Origin of the sequence: Caenimonas koreensis DSM 17982 (assembly GCF_009646335.1) — a bacterium.
Taxonomy (GTDB): domain Bacteria; phylum Pseudomonadota; class Gammaproteobacteria; order Burkholderiales; family Burkholderiaceae_C; genus Ramlibacter; species Ramlibacter koreensis.
In genome coordinates, this window is sequence record NZ_WJBU01000015.1 from 39410 (window position 1) to 59805 (window position 20396).

Below are 20396 nucleotides of genomic sequence, written 5' to 3' on the forward strand. Positions count from 1 at the left end.
GGCCGATGATCCTCGACGGCAGCACTGCGTCAGCCATCGACACTGCGGCCCGGCAGCTGGCGGCAGGCGAGCTCGTCGCCTTTCCGACGGAGACGGTCTACGGGCTTGGCGCCGATGCAGCGAGCGAAGAGGCCGTGGCAAAGATCTTCGCTGCCAAGGGCCGCCCAAGCGACCACCCGCTCATCGTGCACGTGCCTGATGAGGCGGCGGTCGATGCGTTCGCGGCGAGCGTGCCGGCCTTCGCCAGGAAGCTGATGCGCGCGTTCTGGCCTGGGCCGCTCACGCTGATTTTTCCGAGGCGCGCTGGCGTGGCCAGTGCAGCGGCAGGTGGCCAGGACTCGATCGGGCTGCGCTGCCCGCAACACCCCATTGCGCACGCGCTGCTGCTGGCCTGCGCCAAAGCCCAGCCGCCCGTGCTCGGCATTGCCGGGCCCAGCGCCAACAAGTTCGGCCGCGTCAGCCCTACCACCGCGCAGCACGTGCTGGCGGAATTTGGCGAGTCGCTCACGATCCTGGACGGCGGCGCGTGCCGCGTCGGCATCGAATCCACCATCGTCGATTGCACACGCGGCGTTCCTGTGTTGTTGCGCCCCGGCATGGTGACGCCGGCGCAATTGCAGGCTGCATGCGGCGAGCGCATCCGCACGCCGCAAGAGCTGGAGGCCGGCACGCCGCGCGCTTCCGGCACGCTGGAGTCGCACTACGCGCCCAACGCCCGCGTGCGCCTGATGGATGCCAAGTCGCTGCAGACCGCGCTCGATCTGCTCGGCGCTGAAGCCGCGGGCATAGCGATCTATTCGCGGGTGATCTTGCGCACGGCCTCCGAGCGCGTCATTCGCCGCCGCATGCCCGATGACGCTGCCGAAACTGCGCGCCAGCTGTTTGCCGTGCTGCGCGACTTCGATGCCCAGGGCGTGCGGCTGATCTGGGTGGAAACGCCGCCACCCCAGCCTGAATGGGACGGCGTGCTCGACCGACTGCAGCGCGCTGCCGCCTGAGCAGCGCGCCGCTCGTTAAACTACCTGTCATTCCCTATGGAGAAATTCATGTCCTATCAATGGATGCGCCGCGCCCTCGTGGCCCTGGCGTCCGTGTCGCTGCTGGCCCTGGCCGGTTGCGGCTCCAGCACAACCGTGTCGCAGTTCAAGCCCACACGCGCCATCGGCTTCGGCGATGCCATGACCGACCAGAACCAGTCCAGCGCGCGATACACCGTCAACGACACATCGCTGAACAACTGGGCCAATTCGTTGTCGTTCGCGTATGGGCTGGCATCCAACCCGGTATCGGCTGGCGGCACCTTCTACGCCGCTGGCAATGCGCGCATCACATTGCACCCCGATGCAGCGGGCAATGCGGCCACGCCGACCATCACGGAGCAAATCACTTCGTTCATGGCCACCAGCTCGTTCACGCAGAACGACCTGATCATCGTGCAAGGCGGTTACTCGGACATCATTGCGCAGGTGGCCGCGTTCAACGCGGGCACGCAGACGCGTGACCAGACCATGGCCAATATCGGGCAGGCCGCGCGCGACCTGGGCGCGCAGGTGCGGCGCATCGTCACGGCTGGCGGCTCGCACGTAGCCATGCTTGGCGTGTATGACCTGGGCCGCTCGCCGTGGTCAACGGCCACCAATCAGGCTGCATTGCTGGGCGAGGCCAGCCAGCGCTTCAATGACGAACTGCTCGTCTCGGTCGTCGATCTCGGCAACAGCGTTCTTTATATCGATACGGCATTCCTGTTCAACCTGATGACCTCGTCGCCGGCCAGCTACGGATTCATCGATGCCATCACGCCGATCTGCACGTCGGTTGATCCAGGTCCCGGCATTGGTATTGGCGCTGGCCAGGTGAACTCGAAGCTGTGCACGCCCACGACCATCGGCACGCTGGCCACCGGCGCCACATACGACTCGTACATCTTTGCCGACAAGGTCTACTTCACGCCGGCGGCCCATCGCAAGCTGGGCGACTATGCGTATTCGCGCATGACGTCGCGTTTCTGAGACTGGCGCGGCCGCGCCAGTCTCACTGGTCCGCGGCCGTCCACTCGATCAGCGTTTCGATCATCGGCCGCAGGCTTGCCGCCTGCGGATGATTGGCGATGGCGACCAGCACATAGCGCCTGCCGCTGACTGCATGGACATAGCCCGCAACGGCCGTCACATCGCGCAGGCTGCCAGTCTTGAGGTGCGCCACGCCCACTGCCTTGCCACGCGCTCGCCGCATCGTGCCGTCCACACCCGACACTGGCAACGACGACATCAGCTCCGGCATCACCGGCGATGCCCATGCCGATTGCAGCAGCAAAGCCAGTTGTTGGGCAGTGATCCGCTCCTCGCGTGACAGGCCCGAGCCGTTGTCCAGCGAGGGTGGCTCGCCGCCGATGCGCTCGCGCCACCATTGCCGCACGATCTCCCGCGAGCCGGCAAAGCTGCCCGTGCCTCGCCGCTTGAGGCTGAGCGTGAGGAACATTTGCTGCGCCATCACGTTGTTGCTGTACTTGTTGACGTCTCGCACCAGCTCCGACAAAGCCGGCGACGTCACTTCGAACGCAGGCGCAAGCGCGGCCGGAACACGCCCGTCGCGAACGCGGCCGGTGAACGAGCCGCCGAGCTGCTGCCACATTCCGGCGACGGCCCGCGCCGCGTAGCCTGCCGGGTCAGCGGCCGCAACGGGCCACATTCTTTCGCCGCAAGTGGCCGGATAGATTCCCGCAAAACGCACGCGCGACGCATCGCTGAAGTCTGCGCGCAGGCCTGCGCGCCAGTCGCCGCAGTCGCCTTTGCCGAGCGGCACGCTAGTGGGCACTTGCACGCCGCTCAAGGGCGGCTCCACATGAACAGACACCTGTGCGTCGCGTGGCGTGAAGGTCATCATGACCGACTTGAAGTTGATCAGCAGCGCGTCGGGCGATGCGTTGTAGGGGCGCAGCGGTTCGCCGTCGAAAGCGCCAGGGTCTTGCGGCGGCACTTCGAACGCCGTGTGGTCCAGCACGATGTCGCCATTGATCGTCCGGATCCCCAGGCCCTGCACACGGCGCAGCAGCAGCCAGAGGTTTTCCACCACGAGCTTCGGGTCGCCCTGGCCCTTGATGTACAGGTCGCCTTGCAGTGTGCCGTCGCGGACGGTGCCGTCAATGAACACGGGTGTTGACCATGTGAAGGCCGGCCCGAGCAGGTCAAGTCCGGCATAGGTCGTCAACAGTTTGGCGACAGACGCCGGGTTCATTGGCTGGCCGGGACGATGGACGAGCCGCGGTGGCGATTTGCCGTCGGCATCGACGACGAGCAACGACACCGCGTCGCGCGGCAGCCGGGTTCGAACGAAGGCCGCCTCGATATCCGGCGGCAGTGTCTGGGCAGAAAGTGACAGCGCAGCAAGCGCCAAAGCAATGGAAACGGCGGCCGGGCGCAAATGCATGCGCGCGATTATCCGGCCCCTCGCGATAATCAGGGGTTGCCCGATTCGCCACGCCCACTTCCCTTGAACCTGCTCGCCTTCGACACCAGCACCGAGACGCTGTCAGTGGCCGTGCTGCGCGCGGGCGCGAGCGCGCCTTTGCAAATCGAAGCACAGGGGGGCGCCAAAGCATCGACAACGCTGATCCCGGCTGTCCATGCCCTGATGGCGCAGGCGCAGCTTCAATGGAGCGAGCTCGATGCCATTGTTTTTGGCCGCGGCCCAGGGTCGTTCACCGGGTTGCGAACCGCCTGCTCGGTTGCGCAGGGCCTGGCGTTCGGCTCGGGTGTGCCGGTGCTCGGCGTCGATACGTTGATGGCCGTGGCTGAAGACGCGCGCGAGCGTGCCGGCTGCGAGCGCGTGGTGTGCGTGCTGGATGCACGCATGGATGAGGTCTATGCAGCGGCTTATGAATTCCGGGCCGGGCGCTGGCATGCAGCCTCGCCGATCACGCTTGGCGCGCCGGAACATGTGGCGGCCGGTGATGGCTGGGCGCTTGCCGGCAATGCCCTGGTCATCCATGAGGCGCGGCTGCCCCAGGGCCATCGCCGCATTGAATCCCTGCCTCACGCGGCCGCCTTGTTGCGCGTGGCGCCAGCGCTGCTCGCCGCTGGTCTGGCGACGGACGCCGCTCATGCCATGCCACTCTATATCCGCGATAAAGTGGCGCAGACTACCGATGAGCGCGCAGCCGTGCGCGCCGCCCGCGAGTTGCCGCCATGAGTGCAGTTTTCAAAGCCGTTGAAGCCTTCTTCGAGCCCATGAGAGAAGACAGGGTGGACGAAGTCGTGGCGATTGAGCGTGTCGCGTACGAACACCCCTGGACACGCGGCAACTTTACCGACTCGCTGCGTTCGGGTTACGAAGCCCAGATCCTCGGCGCTGGCACTACGCTGCTGGGCTACTTCGTCGCCATGAAAGGCGTCGATGAGGTGCACCTGTTGAACATCACGGTGGCGCCGCAACTGCAGGGGCAAGGCTGGGGGCGCACGATGCTCGACGCGCTGGCCATGTGGTCGCGCGGGCAAGGCGCGCAATGGCTCTGGCTGGAAGTGCGCGCGAGCAATGTGCGGGCCCAGCGCATCTACGAGCGCAATGGCTACAAACGTGTCGGCGAACGCAAGGGCTACTATCCCAATACCGGCGGCCGGCGCGAAGATGCAGTCGTCATGAGCCTGAAGCTGTGAAGCCGCAACCATGACCTTGCAACTCGACGCACGCCAGCGCGCCATCCTGGCCGAGATGGGCTTGCCCGTTTTCTTCCCGCTGGCTGAGCCGGCCGGCCAGGTTGCGGCGCAGGTTGAGGCGCAGGTTGGACAGCGCCCTGCAGCAACCAGGGCCGCTGTCGCTGCACCGGTTCATGCGCCGGTTCATGCATCAGTGGCCGCTGCGCCGCGCGCACCGGCCGGCACGTTCAGCGGCACCGGCGATCCGCAGCCCGACTGGCTGTTCATCGGCGATGCGCTGGCCGATGACGCGTCGCAAAGCGAATCGTTTGCGGGTGACGCAGGCATTCTTGTCGACAACATGCTCAAGGCGCTGGGCGTGAGCCGCACCCGCAAGGCACACCTGCTTCACCTCACGCGGCAGGCCCAGGCAGACCCGGCGCTGCGCGCGCGTGTCGAACAGCTGCGGCCCCGAGTCATCGTCACGATGGGGCGCTTCGCGGCGCAGGCGGTCCTGGCCACCGAGGAGCCGAGCGGCAGGCTGCGCGGCCGCGTCCACGAATTTGCCGGTGTACCGCTGGTGGTGACGTATCCACCCGGCTATCTGCTGCGCGCGCCGCAGGACAAGGCCAAGGCCTGGGCCGACCTGTGCCTGGCGCAACAGGCGCTCGCGCAGCGCGCGCCCTGAAGGCTCAGGGCCGTGTGCGCTGCGGCCTGCGTGCGAGCTCGGAAATCGTCCGCGATACGTAGTCGATACCGCTGAAGGCTGCGAAGTCGGCCAGTGAGCGTTGCTTGCCCAGGCTGTAGATGCCCAGGTCCTTGCCCGCGAGTAAATCCGCAAGCCGCTGGCGCGACCGCTCTTCCAGCTTCCACCATTGCTGTGGGCGCTGCTCGTTTTCCTTGGCGTCCCAGTGCATCGGCCGGGGCGGGCCGCCCGAGCCAGGACTGTTGTAGAGGTGATACACGGGCAGGCCGGGCATATGGAAGATGTCCCAGCCATGCGTGTACAGCCGCATCGTGATGGCCTGCTCCTCGCCGTGGAAGTAGAACCACGGGTCGTAGGGCACCGCGTGCACCAGATGGCCCGGCGCGAAGAGACAGCCGGCTCCCAGGTGCATGCCGGGGACGGGCTCGTCGGCGTCCAGGGGGTGCGCCTCGAAGCCCAGCACGGGGTGGCCGGCTTCAAACTCGGCGTTGGGCTTGACGACATGCGCGAGTACTTTGGTGGTGGTCGGTTTGGGAACGGGCCCGCTTTCCTCGAAGATGAACGGATTGGGATAAGAAGAAATGACGATGCCTGTGCGCCCGCGCATCAGCGCTGTTGCCTCCTCGATGAGCTTCTCGTCCCAGTGCTCGTCGAAATCCATGTGCGAGTCGATCTGGAAAAACCAGTCTTCGCCGTCGTAGAGGGACATGGCGATTGCGCGCGCCCAGCAAGGCCCGCGCGCATAGACCGGGTCGATGCGCACGTAACTCATGCGCGCCAGGCCCGCTGAAGGCGCCGATGCGCCTGGGGGCGGGGCAGGGCTCTGGTCGACCACGCCGAAGTGAAGCTTGGCCGGCCACCGGGCTGTACGCACAGCACGCTGGACAGTGAAGGGCAGGACGGGATCGCTGTACGCGGCAATGCTGATGAAGACGCTCATGGGGCCATTTTTTCACGACAAGTTGCCCAGCGCGCAATGGGCGTGGCAATGGCGCTCATGCACCAGCTTTGTGACTTCTGACGCTGGCGCCCGACGCCGGGAAAGCCACAATGCGCAATAGATGTGTTCGGCGTTGCGCCGCGTGTAACGCTGTGCTACTGTGACTTGAACATAGGTGTGTTGCGTCTGTTGTACTCGACGGGAATGGCCACCAGGGCCGGCATCCCGGGAAAGAAGATCTCTCGTGAATTCATCGAACCCGTCCACTTCACATCAGCCCGAGTCCACCCGGCTGCGCAAGTCAACTCGCGTTGCGGCCAGCCCGGCCGCTGCCGGATTCAGGCCCGCCACCCTCGCACTGGCCGTAGCGGCCGCCTTCACGTCCATGGGGGCACTCGCGGGTGGCACTGGCGGTGTCGCTGTCCAGGGCAGCGCCACCATCACCCAGATCGGCGCCAACCAGATCGTTACCACGCGCAATGCGGCAGGCACCAACCAGTCGACCATCAACTGGAACAGCCTGGGTGTCGCGCCCGGCACGTACATGCAGTTCGTGCAGCCGAGCGCGGCGAGCACGTCGTTCAACCGCGTGATCGGCAACAGCCCGTCCGAGATCTACGGCACGCTGTCGTCCAACGGCCGCATCGTGCTGATGAACCAGAACGGCATCACGGTCGGTGCCGGCGCAACCGTCGATACCGCAGGCTTTACTGCTTCCACGCTCAGGATGTCCGAAGCCGACGCACTCGCCGGCAAGCAGCTGTTCGGCTCCGACGGGCTCGGCGGTGGCGCCTTGTCTGTGAATGGCCGCATCGTTGCGCGCAGCGGCGACGTCGTTCTCATTGCGCCGAATGTGTCGATGGGTTCCCAGGCGCTGGTGCAGGCACCGAACGGCGCGGCCGTGCTGGCAGCGGGCCAGAAAGTGGAAGTCACCGGCCGCGGCCTCGAAGGCATCGTGATGCAGGTGCAGGCGCCGGGCAACGCGGCCGTCAACCTGGGCACGTTGCAAGGCGATGCGGTGGGCATCTTCGCAGGCACGCTGCGTCACAGCGGCCTGGTGCAGGCAACGGGCGTTTCAGTTGATGGCGGCAGTGTCGTGCTGAAGGCAGCTGGCAGTGCCGGCGTCGATGGCACTGTGGCGGCCACCAGTGGCAGCGCAGGTGGGCAGATCCGGATCACCGGCGAGTCCGTGAGCCTGGGCTCCACGGCAGTGGTTGATGCAAGCGGCAGCCAGGGTGGCGGCAAGGCGCTCATCGGCGGCGGCTGGCAAGGCGGCGACGCGAGCATCACCAACGCAAAGTCAACCAGCATTGCAGCCGGGGCGGCCGTGCGTGCCGATGCGATCGACAGCGGCAACGGCGGCACGATCGTCGCCTGGTCCGACGGCTCGACGGCCGTGCGCGGCGCCCTGTCTGCGCGTGGCGGCGCCGCCTCCGGCGACGGCGGCAAGGTCGAGACATCCGGCAAGGTGCTCGATGTCGAAGGCATGACGGTCACGACGACCGCCGCCAACGGCAAGCGCGGCAACCTGCTGCTCGACCCGACCAACATGTACCTGGCCGACAGCCAGGCCACTGCCGCAGGCGCAGGCATGGTCGGCTCCAACCAGTCGAACACGGGTCCCAATTTCGTGGCCTCGGGTGCAGTCCAGGATTCATGGGTCAGCACCGGCGCCATCCAGACCTTCCTGGCGGGCAGCGACGTCCAGGTATCGACGGCCAACTTGAGCGGCACCGCGAACTCGGGCAATGGGAACGGCTTCATCCGTGTCGTGAGCCCGATCGCCTGGGACTCCGCCAGCCGGCTCACCCTGACAGCCAACTCCAATGTCCTGATTGACGCAGCGGTCAATGGTCCGCAGGGCGAACTGGTGATGATCGCGAGCACCGGCAGCATCCTGCAGAGCGCGCCGATCGCCGTCACCGGACTTGCCGGCACAGCGGCGGAGTCCATCGTCCTGAACAACAGCGGCAATGCCGTTGCCTCAGCATCCTTCGTGCAGGCACGGGCGACGCCGTTGACCTCCGACGGTCGCATCGAGTTCACCAACACGTCGCCCTTCATCGCCCTGTCGCTCGGCAAGGTCACGCAGGCTGCCCAGAACTCGCACATCCTGATCAAGGACACCACGAACGTCAGCGTCGAAGATCTCGTCAAGACCGCCGGAAACTCCTACATCGACCTGCGGTCCGGAGACCTGGGTGGCATCCTGCAGGGCGAGCTCGGAGCGATCCAGGCCAACGACATCCGCCTGCAGACGGGCTCGGCCGGCGCGATCGGCACGTCGGCCTCTTCACTTTTCACGACCGGTTTGTCCGCCGGCGGTACCGCGGTGATCACGATTCCGGGCACGGGCTCAACCGGGCCGACAGACGTGTATATCGGCCACGGCGGCAATGCGACGGTCAGCGCTGCCACGCTGGGTACCAACCCGAATATCTCGATCGCGGCCGACGGCGACCTGAATGTGAACGCGGCGCTGGCGGGCGGCACGCACAGCGTCGGCCTCGGCGCGACGGGCAAGCTCAACCTCAACGCGCCCTTATCGGGAACCGGCCTGTCGCTTGTCGGGCAGACCGGCATCGCCGTCAACACCAGCCTGAATTCCGGCACCGGCATCAGCGTGGTGAACGCCTCGGCGGGGGGCGACATCCTCTTTAACGGCAATACGTCGCTGCTGGGCAGCGGCGCCACGCTGACTTCGGGCACCGACAACGTTCGCGTGGCAACCGGCACGCTCACGCTCGGCACGAACATCAATTCGACGAGCGTGCTCCATGTGGATGCGGCAACGCTCAATGTGACGAACGCCGTCGCCGTGCCCAAGGTGGCGCTGCTGGCCGGCAGCACGTTGACGGGTGCCGGCGACCTGACCGTGACCAACACGTTCAGCTGGCTGGGCGGCACCGCGAATGGCACAGGCAAACTGAATATCGCCCTCGGCGCAAATGGCTCCGTCGACACGGTGAGCACATCGCGGCCGTGGGTCAATAACGGCGTGGTCAATGTCAACGGCACGATCACCGTCAACGGCTCGGCATTCACGCTGGCCAACGCCGGCACCATGAACCTTGCACCCAGCGGTGGGTTTGCGGGCCACCTGGGCGCCATCTCCAACACGGGCAGCTTCATCAAGACCGCCTCGGAGCCAGCGGGCACGAGCGTCGTCAACACGGCCTCGTTCACCAACACCGGCACGGTGCAAGTCGACGCAGGCACGATGCAGTTCGGCCCGAGCACGTTCACGAGCAACGGTGGTGTCATCCGCCTGGCGGCGAGCAGCTCGCTCGACACGGGCGGCGGAGCTTTCGCCAACGCGTCGGGCGGCACGATCACCGGCAACGGCACGCTGGCTGTGGGTAGCGGCGCCTTCACCAACAGCGGCACGATCAGCCCGGGCACCACCGGCACAGTCGGCGCGCTGACGATCTCGGCCGCGTCCACCACGCTCGACACGGGCACCAACGTCATCGCCGATCTGAATGGCACCAGCAGTTACGACGTCGTGAATGTGGTCGGCCCGGTCACGATCAACAGCGGCGTCACCGTTACACCCAACGCGCTCGCGCCCGTGGCGAACGGCGACTCGTTCGATGTGATCCGCAGCAACGCGAGCGTTGCAGGTGCAAATCCTGCTGCAACTGGCTTCGAAGTGTCGCTGGTGACCGCGCCTGCGCCGGCCGTGCGCCTGACTTCGCCCACACCGACTCCGGCCCCAACGCCGGCGCCCACACCCGCACCGACGCCTGCGCCCACACCGGCGCCGACTCCGGCTCCGACGCCTGCACCCACACCGGCTCCGACCCCGGCACCGACGCCTGCGCCCACACCGGCGCCGACCCCGGCTCCGACGCCTGCGCCCACACCGGCTCCGACTCCGGCTCCGACGCCCGCGCCCACACCGGCTCCGACTCCGGCTCCGACTCCGGCACCGACGCCTGCACCCACACCGGCGCCGACGCCTGCACCTACGCCCGCGCCCACACCGGCACCGACGCCTGCACCGACGCCCGCGCCCACACCGGCACCTACGCCTGCACCCACACCGGCTCCGACTCCGGCGCCGACTCCGGCGCCGACTTCCCCGCCGACAAGTTCGACCGAGCAGATCGAAAAAATTGTCGACGCGCCAAAGGCGGAGGTCGCCGCTTCTGTTGCCGAGCAGAACAACCAGGTCACTGCATTTGTGGCCTTGCTCGAAAAGGCAGAGGAAAAGAAGGAAGACGAAGGCGCCAAGAAGACCATCGTCGTGAGCGACGTGGCCTGCAAGAACTGAAGCGGGTTCGCGCTGCTGCTCAAGAAAGGCGCTGCGGCGCCTTTCTTCTTTTGCACTCGGCTTGCTAGAAGCGCGGCAAGTCCGGGTGCGCGATCTGGCCGCCGCGCACCAGCATCTTTCCGTATTCGGCGCAGCGGTTCAGCGTCGGGATCACCTTGCCTGGGTTGAGCAAGCCCTTGGGGTCGAACGCACGTTTGACGCCCAGCATCTGCTCGCGTTCGCCGGCGCTGAACTGCACACACATCGAGTTCAGCTTCTCGATGCCGACGCCATGCTCGCCCGTCACGGTGCCGCCCATGGCCACACTCGTCTCCAGGATGTCGGCGCCAAAAAGCTCGCAGCGATGCAGCTGGTCGGCATCGTTTGCATCGAACAGGATCAAGGGGTGCAGGTTGCCGTCGCCCGCATGGAAGACGTTGGCGCAGCGCAGGCCGTACTTCTTTTCCATCTGCTGGATTGCGAGCAGGATGTCGGCCAGGCGCTTGCGCGGAATGGTCGAGTCCATGCACATGTAGTCGGGGCTGATGCGGCCCGAGGCGGGAAAGGCGTTCTTGCGCCCGCTCCAGAACTTCAGCCGCTCGGCTTCGTCGCAGCTCACCGCAATGGCCGTGGCGCCCGCTTTGCGCAGCACTGCGCTCATGCGGCCGATTTCTTCTTCGACTTCCTCCGGCGTGCCGTCGCTCTCGCACAGCAGGATCGCTTCGGCGGTGAGGTCGTAGCCGGCGTGCACAAAACCTTCGACGGCCGCTGTCATCGGCTTGTCCATCATCTCCAGGCCCGCCGGGATGATGCCCGCCGCGATCACCGATGCAACCGCATCGCCCGCTTTGCGGATGTCGTCAAAGCTGGCCATGATGCAGCGCGCCAGCAGCGGCTTCGGCACGAGCTTGACGGTAATTTCAGTGGCAATCGCGAGCATGCCTTCGCTGCCGACCATGACGCTCATCAGGTCCAGCCCCGCGCAATCGAGCGCGTCGGCGCCGAAGGTGATGGGCTCGCCCTCGACGGTGAAGCCGCGCACTTTCACGACGTTGTGCAACGTCAGGCCGTACTTCAGGCAGTGCACACCGCCCGAGTTCTCGGCGATGTTGCCGCCGATGGTGCATGCGATCTGGCTCGACGGATCGGGTGCGTAATACAGCCCGTGCGGCGCGGCGGCTTCGCTGATGGCCAGGTTGCGCACGCCGCATTGCACAACGGCAGTGCGGCTGAACTTGTCGATCTTCAGGATGCGGTTGAACTTGGCCAGCGACAGCGTGACGCCCAACGCATGCGGCATCGCGCCGCCGGACAAGCCGGTGCCCGCGCCGCGCGCCACCACAGGCACGTCAAGCGAATGGCACGCTCGCAGCACCGCTTGCACCTGTGCTTCTGTCTCTGGCAGGGCCACAACAAGGGGGCGTTGGCGATAGGCGGTGAGCCCGTCGCATTCGAACGGCGTCGTGTCTTCGTTGTTCCACAGCAGCGCGTGCGAAGGCAGCACGGCCTGCAGCGCCCGCACGATCTGCGATTGCCGCTCGGCGCGATTGAATACCTGCTCGTCAATCTTGGCGTTCATGGGCTGCATCTTTGCACAGCGGACGTCCCGGCGCAGCGCTTTGCAGGTTGAAGTTTTTTCAGCGAACGATGAAAGCTTCAAGCCGCTTCGGGCTGCCTCAGGCCGCTACCGGCGGCTGGCTCGTCTCGCCGGGCCGCGGCTCCAGGTGCTGCACAACCTTCTTCGGGTCATCGACCAGCCGCGCAAGCGCCCAGCTCAGGCGCTGCATCAGGCGTTGCTCGTCCACCGTGCCCTCGGGCGTGAGTTCGATGGCACCGTCCGGTGCGGAGGCTGTGACGACGCGAAACCGCAGCGTCAGGTCAGCGGGCAATTGCGGCATGGGTTCCAGCCCTCGGGCCACCACGTGCTGTGCCAGCAGCCTGCGCGCGTCCACGCCTTGGGCACCTTCCGTCAGGATCACGAAGCGCGTGTCCGCAATGCGGCACACCGTGTCGACATCGCGCACGACATGTGCCAGCCGCGACGCCGCGACGACCAGCGCGCGATCGCCGGCTTCGCGCCCTGCGCGTGACTGGATCTCCGCGTGGTTCACCAGCTCGACCAGCAGCACCGAGCAGCGCTGGCCGGTGCGTTGCGCGCGGCGCAATGCATCGCGCAGCCGCAGCCGGAAAACCGGCGTGCCGGGCAGGCCCGTGAGCGGGTCGGTGCTGTCGAGCGCGCGCATGCGCGCACGGTTTTCGGAGAAGTCCTTTGCTCGCCAGTGCAGGAAGTACAGCAACAGCGGGATCTCAAGCGCCGAGCCGATCAGCACGGCATATTGCGTGGCCCAGCTGTCGGGCAGCAGGCCCGCAGCACGCAGTGCGGGAAACGGATAGCCCAGATGCACCGGCAGGAAGCCCAGGAACAGCCAGCCCGAATAAGTCTCGCCCTTGCGCCATGTCCACAGGCACAGGCCAATGCTCAATACGACCGATATGAGGCCATAGACATTGAGCACCGCGTAGGCCCATGTGCTGTTTGACCACACGTACACAACAGCGAAGACCGGGCCGAACACCACAAAACCGCGCACGGCGCGATCGAGCAGGCGGCTGTGGCGCGGCAGCGCCGTGGCCTCGCGAATGAACCAGATGCCCGAGGCCGTCATCACCAGCATGAAGACCGCAGGCGCTGCGTCGTTGAATGCGGCGGAGTGCGGCCACAACAGCAGGCCACCCATGCCCGTGAACGCAAGCTGGAACGCCAGCATGAAGGCGACATAGAGGCAGTACACATGGAAGACGCGATCGCGATACAGCCGCGCGTGCATGATGCCGACGACAACCACCAGCAGGCCAAAGCCCAGGTATCCGCCCACGAGCAGGTAAGTCCACTGCTGCTTGAACTGCAGCGTGTCCTCAGTGAGTAGCTGCACATACGGGCTCATGGGCGCCGGCTTGTTGGCCAGACGCAGCCACACGGTGTTCGCCTGCGAGGCAACGGCAAACAGCGGCGAAATGTTCGGGTGTGCCCATTGGGCCACCGGCACCTGGTCGCCCGCGCGCTGCTCTTGCCAGGTGCCATCAGGCCCGGTTGTGAACAGGCTGGCGTCGTTGGTGAACGGTGCGCCCGACAGCAGCAGGAACCAGCGGCGGCTGGCGTCGCGTTGCGGCAGCTCGAAGTGCATCCAGATCGCGCCGTCGCCGAGCGGGTAGGCGCGATGGCGGTCCACACGTTGCAGGGCGGCGCTCGCGACAACGTCCTGCACGGTCTTGCTGCCCGATTCATCGATCAGGTACTGGCCCTGCAGCGTGATGTCGCCCTCGCCATCCACCGCGGCCCATGCCGGCCCCACGGCAGCGAGCATCAGTAGCGCCAGAATCGCAAGCAAGCGCCAGCAGGCAGTCATGGGGCAGACCTCCAGGCGCCGACCGTCGTCAAACGGTCTTCAAGCCGGTTGACCCACTCCGGCGAGCGGCGGTCATGCTCCCAGGCCGCGACGGTGTCCTGCAGCGGATTGAGCAATTCGTCAGGCAGGCCCAGCGGGCGCGTCTGCGCGAGCAGCATGCGTGTGAGCAGGTGGTAGCCCACCACGCGCGTGAACATGCGTGTGAGTGAAAACGTCGGCAGCGCCACGCGCACGATTGCATCAAAGACGCGCACGGCGATGCGGGCCGCGGCAAACACCACGCGCGTGACGATGCCGACTCGTTCGTCGACACCGATGGCTTGCGCAGTCGCCGGGCCGATCAGCCACCTTGTGAGGGGCACCGGCATGTTGCGGATCACCGGCACGCGGATTGCGCTTGCCATTGCACCGATGAGCGCCCGGCCAAGCGGTGGCCGCACATCAGGCGTCGCGGGTGTCACTTGCGCCTGCGCCTGCAGGCTGTCGAACAGGACAGCCGCATCTTCCATCGTGTGCGCCATGAGGTCATCGCGAATGCCAAGCACATGCCCCGCCACGTTCCACGCGTGCAAAAACGCGCGCTCGTCCGCGTCGGACAGCTTCATTCCCAGCGTGCGCATGCCCTTGAGGAACACGTAGCCGAAGGTGAGCAGCGTGTACGCGAGTTCGAGCTGGTTGCAAGGCAGCCCCTGGCGCGGCACATCCCAGCCGTGCGTGACCAGCGCCTGGTTCAGGCTTGCGCCGGGTCCGACGGGCGCAAGGGGCATCACGCGATTGTGGGCCTCACCAGGTGCGCCGCGCAGGATCAGGTGGCGCACCGTTGCATGAATGAGCCGCACCTTCAACACTTGCGCGACACCACCGCCCGCTGGGGTACCCAGGCCGCCCTTCATCATCACGGGGAACACCATTGCAGCCGTGTGGCGGATGCGGTGCTCGGTGCGCGCTTCCAGCTGGCCCGCCACGTGCAGCACTTCCGCCAGGTGCGGCAGCACGTAGCACTGCGGCAAGCTGGCGCAAAACAGCAGCACGCATGACATGGGGCCGTATTCCATGAACACGTTTTCAGCGCGTTCGATCTGTGCGGCGTCCGCCCATGGCGGCAGCTGGCAGCCTTCGTCAAGGTAGGCGCGCAAGGCGGCAGCGACCTGCGGGTCGATGGTGGGGTCGTCAGGCGACCACGAGGCGAGGCGGCCATTCGTCGTCCAGCCGGACATCAGGCGGGTTGCTTGCGCGAGACGCGTGATGCCAGGCCCTGTTGCGCCGGCTGCATCAGCCCAAGGCCCGATGACCGCGGCCACGGCGCGATCGGCGAGCGGATCGGCGTGCATCGCCGCGTTTTGCCAGGCAGCAGGCATGGTCATGATGCGGCCGCTTTCGAAGCTTGCCATTGCGACCATGCGAAGCCTGCGATGAGCGCCGGAATGCCCATCGCAAAGAATGCGATGACGCGCAGTGCAATGGGCTGCGTCATGACGATCTGGAACACGATCATCCCCGCATAAACGAGCACCGGCATGAGCGCGGCGAGTTGCGCGCGAGCGGGCAGCGGCGTGACCAGCTGCGGCCGCGCGATGGCCTGGAAGGCGGCGGTGATCACAAAGCTCACGATCATCCAGCCTTCGAAGCCGCGCACGGTTTCGCCAAACCAGCCGCCGTCTTTCTTCGCCATGATCCAGGCCTTGAGCACGTAAACGAAGTAAGGGTCAGCGCCAAGATCGAAGGCCGTGATGATCATCGCCGTCATCAGCGCGGCCAGTGTGACCGGGATCCATCCAGAGGCGGGCGGGCAAGGACGGCGCCACAACACCAGGCTCGCCATCACGAAGCAGACATGGCACAGGCCGAACCACATGAACGGAATGACAAAGGGCACTGAGCCGATTTGCGGCCCGAGCACGTCGGTATAGGTGTAGCTGCCGAAAAACCAGCCACGTGTGGAGCCCATCTCTTCAGCAAACCAGCCGATAAGCGCCGCGATCGCCAAAAAGATGAACGCGGCCCGTTTGCCGAACAGAACGCTGCACGACCACATGCTGGTTGCGGCCAGCAGGAGCGAAGCGACGACCACCGCAAAGTTCAAGTCCCTCTCCTGTCTTTTTTTGCGGCCGGGAAAGCCGCCCTTATGTTCTCGACACGCTTTGTAACATCAACCGATGCTCTTTCGCAGCCAGTCTGCAAACGCGGCGCATTCCCAGCGGTCCATCGCGCCCGTGCGCCAGCACAGGTAGTGCGCGTGGGGGCTGGGCACGTTGCGCGGCGAGATCCGCTCCAGCGATCCGTTTTCCAGCCACGGTGCACCCAACTTGAGCCGCACGAGTGCTATGCCCAGGCCTTGCGCGGCTGCATCGCACATCAGGCCGATGTCGTTGAACGACGAGCCCTCGACGGGCTCGTTCATGTCGTGGCCATGCGCGAGAAACCAGGTGCGCCACGGCTCCAGCGGGCTCTTGATCAGCTTGGCGGCAAGCAGTTCGTCGATGGTGTCGAACGGGCCATTCGCGCGGATGTAGGCGGGTGAGGCAAGCGGCGTCACCTCATCGGTCATCAGGCACAGATGCTCGACATCGGCGTAGCGGCCGGTGCCAAAGCGAATCATCAGGTCGGCGTCTTCGGCCACCACGTCGAGCAGCGGGATCGACACTTGCAGCGTGAGGTCAATTTCCGGATACGCCTCGATGAAGCTGCGCAGCCGCGGCATGAGGATTGACCGGGAAAACGTTGGCGTGACGGCAACGCGCAGCTTGCGCTTGCCCTGGGCTGCGTCTTTGCCTGGAAAGCGCTCCAGGATAGCCAGGCCTTCGCGCACATGCGCAAGGTATTCGCTGCCTTCGGTGGTGAGCGAAAAATCGGCGCGGCCAAAGAGTTTGGTGCCGATGACTTGTTCAAGCTGGCGCACGCGATGGCTCACGGCGCTGGGCGTGACGCACAGCTCCTCGGCGGCGAGCGTCACGGAGCGCAGCCGCGCCAGTGCCTCAAACGTGAGCAGGCACTGGATGGGCGGAATGCGTGCGGTCATAGGTGGTCCAACAGTCAAGTGTTGAGTCAAGCGGGAAGTAGACGTCGCACGACGCAACTTCGCAATACCAAGATTCGCACTATTGCTCCTACACTCAAAGGATGTTTGAGACACACACGTATGACGATCCGATTGTCCTCGACACCGCAATCAGATCGCGATGGGCCTTTCTGGAAACAAGTTCGGCAGCTGCGGTTCTGCGATCTGTATGTCCTGAAGAGTGGAGTGATATCACGGCCGTTTTGCGGTCGTTTTCTTTGAACCCATCGCGATGGTTGAAAGCAGGAGGCAATCGCGGCGATATCGCCAAAGAAATTGACGAAATGTTTTGCACCAGGGGGTGGCTTGAGACCCGAGTTGATTTGGTAACGCGTGGGGTCCTTTTGTCGCGTCGAGAAGAGGTCTTGAGTGAGTTGCCGGAGATGAGGCAGGAAGGCTATCTAGTCGACAACTTCAAAGGACGTGTTGCACTTGACGTGGAATGGAACGCCAAAGATGGAAATCTCGATCGCGACTTGTCGGCATATCGCGCATGGCATGAAGCAGGCGTTATCTCAGCCGCAGTACTGATTACCCAGGATCGGCTATCACTCAAAGCACTCGCAGAGCAATTGTGGGCTGCGCATCTCACTTCGTTACCCCCCGAAGACCGAGTTGCGCGACTGCCAATCGACTTGGGTACTTCTACGACGACCAACTTGGAAAAAGCCGCGCTCCGCGTGCGGCGTGGGGTAATGGGAACTTGCCCGCTGCTGATAGTGGCCGCTACACGGGCCACATGGAATGGAGCTCCTTACTCTGCCGACTGAAAGAGTTCTACCTGAGGGAGATTTCCTGAGGCGGCGCGACCGCGAGGGCGCATCGTGGTCCCGACACCCTGTAGCAGAGCTCGAATACGCTGTATCGAATACCCAGTCTCATCCGCCAATTCCCGAACACTCTGTCCAGCGCGGTACATCGCCTTCAGTTTTCGACCTAACGCTTCGGCTCTTTGGGAGTCGACGTGCTCATTTGGGAGTAGAGGAGGCAATATTGGCCCGCCTGCATATCCTTTATGGACGGCTCCGCGAGGGACTACGTCGTCCGCTGCTTCATCTCCCCAAACTGTCCAGCCAGCACGTGGGTGGCGCGCAAACATTTCCAAATATGCGCCGGGTGAGCAAGACTCGATGAGCGCATATTGCTCGTCCGGCTTCCTTGAGTGCTCGCGCTTTCGCGTTTCAATCATGTTGACTTGAGACCTGCCCGGGGCAAGGGTGCGCATCGAACCGCGAACACCGAACAACAAGAGTTCCGTCACGTTACGGAAATAGAAGCCAACGCCGCGCCCGTCTGGACCTCCATCGATGCGCCGTTTGGCCCAAACAATGTTGCTTACATAGCGAAATCCCCATGCTGCCATGACGTCCAGCCCGTCAGGCAGGAGTGCATTTGGAACCCACAGGTAGAGGTGCGCATTCTTGGCAAGGACCTGGTTAACCGGCAACGACTTGATCGAGTCGAGTGACATGGTCGAATATCTGTCGAGCCGTCGGTGTTCCGGTGCGACCTTGCCTGTGCGATTTGCGAATCGCCACGGTGGATCAGCCAGTACTGTTGAAAAGCCTCCGACGATTCGGGGCAGTGGATCTGGCGCTTGCTCTGGCCGAAGGGATCGAGAACTCATGTGGCTAGTATAAGCAATAAAGATCTAAAGTAAGATCTATTTTCATGGCGTATATCAGCGATTTGTTGCTACTTAGAGCCAAGGCTCACAGCCTCGACCAATCTATTTGAAGATCACAGTCTTGTGGCCGTTGAGCAGCACGCGATGTTCGCTGTGCCACTTCACGGCGCGTGCGAGCACCTGGCTTTCGGTGTCGCGGCCCATGGCAGTGAGCATCTCCACCGTCTTGCTGTGGTCGGCGCGCGCGACGTCCTGCTCGATGATCGGGCCTTCGTCGAGATCCGCCGTCACGTAGTGCGCAGTGGCGCCTATCAGTTTCACGCCACGCTCGTGCGCCTGGTAGTACGGCTTGGCGCCCTTGAAGCTCGGAAGAAAACTATGGTGGATGTTGATCGCGCGGCCCGAGAGCTTGCGGCACAGGTCGTCTGACAGCACCTGCATGTAGCGCGCGAGCACCACGAGCTCGGCACCTTCGGACTGCACGATCTCGAATTGCTTCGCCTCGGCCTGTGGCTTGGTGGCTGCGGTGACGGGGATGTGATGGAACGGCACGTTGTAGCTGGCCGCGAGCTGGTAGAAGTCGCGGTGGTTCGACACGATGGCAGCAATGTCCACCGGCAGCAGGCCGCTTTTCCAGCGGAACAGCAGGTCGTTCAGGCAGTGGCCCTCCTTGCTCACGAAGATCACGGTGCGCATCGGCTGCGTGGTCGAGTGCAGCTGGCATTCCATGTTGAACGGCTGCGCAAAAAACTTCAGCTGCGCGCGTAGATCTTCATGTGTGAGCTGGTCGCACGCGAACTGCACGCGCATGAAGAACAGGCCCGTGTCGCGGTCGTTGTATTGCGCAGCCTCCTCGATGTTGCCGCCGCGCTCCAGCAGGAAGCCCGAGACGGCGTGGACGATCCCCGGGCGGTCGGGGCAGGAGAGGGTGAGAACGTAGGCGTGGTGCATGGCAGTGGCATTGTCGCAAACACGTGCGCCAATTGCGCGGCCGCATCTTGATGGGCATGATTGACTGCGAAATTTAAACTTGGAGAACAAAGCATGTTGCGACGCGAATTTTCACTTTCACTGTCTTCGGGCCTGCTGCTGCCGGCCCTGCTTGTTGCGCACCATGCGCAGGCCCAGGGCCTTGCAGCCATCACCGATGCAGAAGCCGGCAACGGGCTCAGATCCGCATTGGAGAAGGGCGCGTTGAGCGCGGTGAACCTGCTTGGCGCGCAAGGCGGCTTCCTGGACAACCCCAAGGTGCACATTCCGCTGCCCGGCTACCTGCACGATGCGGCCAAGCTGCTCAAGGCGATGGGCAAGCGCAAGGAGGTCGAAGAGCTGGAAGTGGCGATCAACCGTGCGGCCGAAAGCGCTGTGCCGCTCGCCAAGGACCTGCTCGTGAAGGCGGTGAAGAACATCAGCGTCACCGACGCGAAGCGAATCCTGCTGGGCGGCGAGACGTCAGTGACGCAGTTCTTCGCAGACAAGACGCGCGAGCCCATCGGCGTGAAGTTCCTGCCCGTGGTCAAGCAGGCAACAGCCCGCGTCGGCCTTGCGCAGAAGTACGACCGCATTGCCGGCAAAGCAGCCGGCATGGGACTTGTGAAGAAGGACGACGCGACCATCGACCACTACGTCACCCGCAAGGCGCTCGACGGCCTGTATTTCATGATCGGCGAAGAAGAAAAGAAGATCCGGCGCGACCCGGTTGGCACGGGCAGCGCGTTGCTGGGCAAGGTGTTCGGCGCGCTGCGGTAGCGGGTGCAAAATCAGGCTTCGCA

Annotated in this window: 17 protein-coding genes; 8 read left to right on the top strand and 9 right to left on the bottom strand. The window is 64.7% G+C overall.

Going from position 1 to position 20396, the window contains the following annotated elements; genetic code table 11:
* Nucleotides 1-5: 5 nt before the first annotated feature.
* Both GHT07_RS15550 and GHT07_RS15555 read left to right on the top strand, forming a co-directional pair.
* On the top strand, nt 6-998 hold the full coding sequence (locus GHT07_RS15550; protein ID WP_153586029.1) for an L-threonylcarbamoyladenylate synthase: 993 nt from the start codon (nt 6-8) through the stop codon (nt 996-998).
* A gap of 48 nt (nt 999-1046) precedes the next feature.
* On the top strand, nt 1047-2009 hold the full coding sequence (locus tag GHT07_RS15555) for an SGNH/GDSL hydrolase family protein (protein WP_153586030.1): 963 nt from the start codon (nt 1047-1049) through the stop codon (nt 2007-2009).
* A gap of 22 nt (nt 2010-2031) precedes the next feature.
* Here the strand turns inward: GHT07_RS15555 and dacB are convergent, their stop codons facing one another.
* Nucleotides 2032-3426, bottom strand: a complete 1395-nt coding sequence (gene dacB / locus GHT07_RS15560) for a D-alanyl-D-alanine carboxypeptidase/D-alanyl-D-alanine endopeptidase (protein ID WP_153586031.1) — start codon at nt 3424-3426, stop codon at nt 2032-2034.
* 63 nt (nt 3427-3489) lie between these two features.
* On the opposite strand from dacB, the gene tsaB reads away from it, so the two are divergent.
* From tsaB to GHT07_RS15575, 3 genes are read left to right on the top strand one after another with little or no spacing between them, the layout of a single operon-like run.
* On the top strand, nt 3490-4188 hold the full coding sequence (gene tsaB, locus GHT07_RS15565) for a tRNA (adenosine(37)-N6)-threonylcarbamoyltransferase complex dimerization subunit type 1 TsaB (protein ID WP_153586032.1): 699 nt from the start codon (nt 3490-3492) through the stop codon (nt 4186-4188).
* Entirely contained in the window at nt 4185-4652 is a 468-nt protein-coding gene (rimI, locus tag GHT07_RS15570; RefSeq protein WP_153586033.1) for a ribosomal protein S18-alanine N-acetyltransferase, read from the top strand. Before tsaB ends, rimI begins: the two co-directional genes overlap by 4 nt.
* A gap of 10 nt (nt 4653-4662) precedes the next feature.
* Nucleotides 4663-5319: a uracil-DNA glycosylase gene (locus GHT07_RS15575; RefSeq protein WP_153586034.1), complete on the top strand. Its 657-nt coding sequence runs from the start codon at nt 4663-4665 to the stop codon at nt 5317-5319.
* Between the two features lie 4 nt (nt 5320-5323).
* Here the strand turns inward: GHT07_RS15575 and GHT07_RS15580 are convergent, their stop codons facing one another.
* On the bottom strand, nt 5324-6277 hold the full coding sequence (locus tag GHT07_RS15580; RefSeq protein ID WP_153586035.1) for a GlcNAc-transferase family protein: 954 nt from the start codon (nt 6275-6277) through the stop codon (nt 5324-5326).
* A gap of 244 nt (nt 6278-6521) precedes the next feature.
* Here GHT07_RS15580 and GHT07_RS15585 point away from each other — a divergent pair, with 244 nt between their 5' ends.
* Nucleotides 6522-10553: a beta strand repeat-containing protein gene (locus tag GHT07_RS15585; RefSeq protein WP_153586036.1), complete on the top strand. Its 4032-nt coding sequence runs from the start codon at nt 6522-6524 to the stop codon at nt 10551-10553.
* 64 nt (nt 10554-10617) lie between these two features.
* Here GHT07_RS15585 and GHT07_RS15590 read toward each other — a convergent pair whose 3' ends face one another.
* The 5 genes from GHT07_RS15590 to GHT07_RS15610 all read right to left on the bottom strand — a co-directional run bounded on the left by GHT07_RS15590 (nt 10618) and on the right by GHT07_RS15610 (nt 16958).
* On the bottom strand, nt 10618-12111 hold the full coding sequence (locus tag GHT07_RS15590; RefSeq protein ID WP_153586037.1) for an FAD-linked oxidase C-terminal domain-containing protein: 1494 nt from the start codon (nt 12109-12111) through the stop codon (nt 10618-10620).
* 97 nt (nt 12112-12208) lie between these two features.
* Nucleotides 12209-13939, bottom strand: coding sequence for a sensor domain-containing diguanylate cyclase (locus tag GHT07_RS15595; protein WP_153586038.1), 1731 nt, complete (start codon nt 13937-13939; stop codon nt 12209-12211).
* Nucleotides 13936-15330 carry an oxygenase MpaB family protein gene (locus GHT07_RS15600; RefSeq protein WP_228488376.1) on the bottom strand — a complete coding sequence of 465 codons (1395 nt, stop codon included), beginning with the start codon at nt 15328-15330 and terminating at the stop codon, nt 13936-13938. Before GHT07_RS15600 ends, GHT07_RS15595 begins: the two co-directional genes overlap by 4 nt.
* Entirely contained in the window at nt 15300-16022 is a 723-nt protein-coding gene (locus tag GHT07_RS15605; RefSeq protein ID WP_153586039.1) for a carotenoid biosynthesis protein, read from the bottom strand. The genes GHT07_RS15600 and GHT07_RS15605 overlap by 31 nt, the downstream gene beginning before the upstream one ends.
* 66 nt (nt 16023-16088) lie before the next feature.
* Nucleotides 16089-16958 carry a LysR substrate-binding domain-containing protein gene (locus GHT07_RS15610; protein ID WP_153586040.1) on the bottom strand — a complete coding sequence of 290 codons (870 nt, stop codon included), beginning with the start codon at nt 16956-16958 and terminating at the stop codon, nt 16089-16091.
* A gap of 101 nt (nt 16959-17059) precedes the next feature.
* Here GHT07_RS15610 and GHT07_RS15615 point away from each other — a divergent pair, with 101 nt between their 5' ends.
* The gene (locus tag GHT07_RS15615) at nt 17060-17767 is read left to right on the top strand and encodes a BglII/BstYI family type II restriction endonuclease (RefSeq protein WP_153586041.1); all 708 of its coding nucleotides are present in this window, start codon (nt 17060-17062) and stop codon (nt 17765-17767) included.
* On the opposite strand, the gene GHT07_RS15620 is transcribed toward GHT07_RS15615, so the two are convergent.
* Both GHT07_RS15620 and purU read right to left on the bottom strand, forming a co-directional pair.
* Nucleotides 17752-18624, bottom strand: coding sequence for an MT-A70 family methyltransferase (locus GHT07_RS15620; RefSeq protein ID WP_153586042.1), 873 nt, complete (start codon nt 18622-18624; stop codon nt 17752-17754). The genes GHT07_RS15615 and GHT07_RS15620 overlap by 16 nt on opposite strands.
* 102 nt (nt 18625-18726) lie before the next feature.
* Entirely contained in the window at nt 18727-19575 is an 849-nt protein-coding gene (purU, locus tag GHT07_RS15625) for a formyltetrahydrofolate deformylase (RefSeq protein ID WP_153586043.1), read from the bottom strand.
* A 93-nt stretch (nt 19576-19668) separates the two neighbouring features.
* Here purU and GHT07_RS15630 point away from each other — a divergent pair, with 93 nt between their 5' ends.
* Nucleotides 19669-20373: a DUF4197 domain-containing protein gene (locus tag GHT07_RS15630; protein WP_153586044.1), complete on the top strand. Its 705-nt coding sequence runs from the start codon at nt 19669-19671 to the stop codon at nt 20371-20373.
* The last annotated feature ends 23 nt before the right edge of the window (nt 20374-20396 follow it).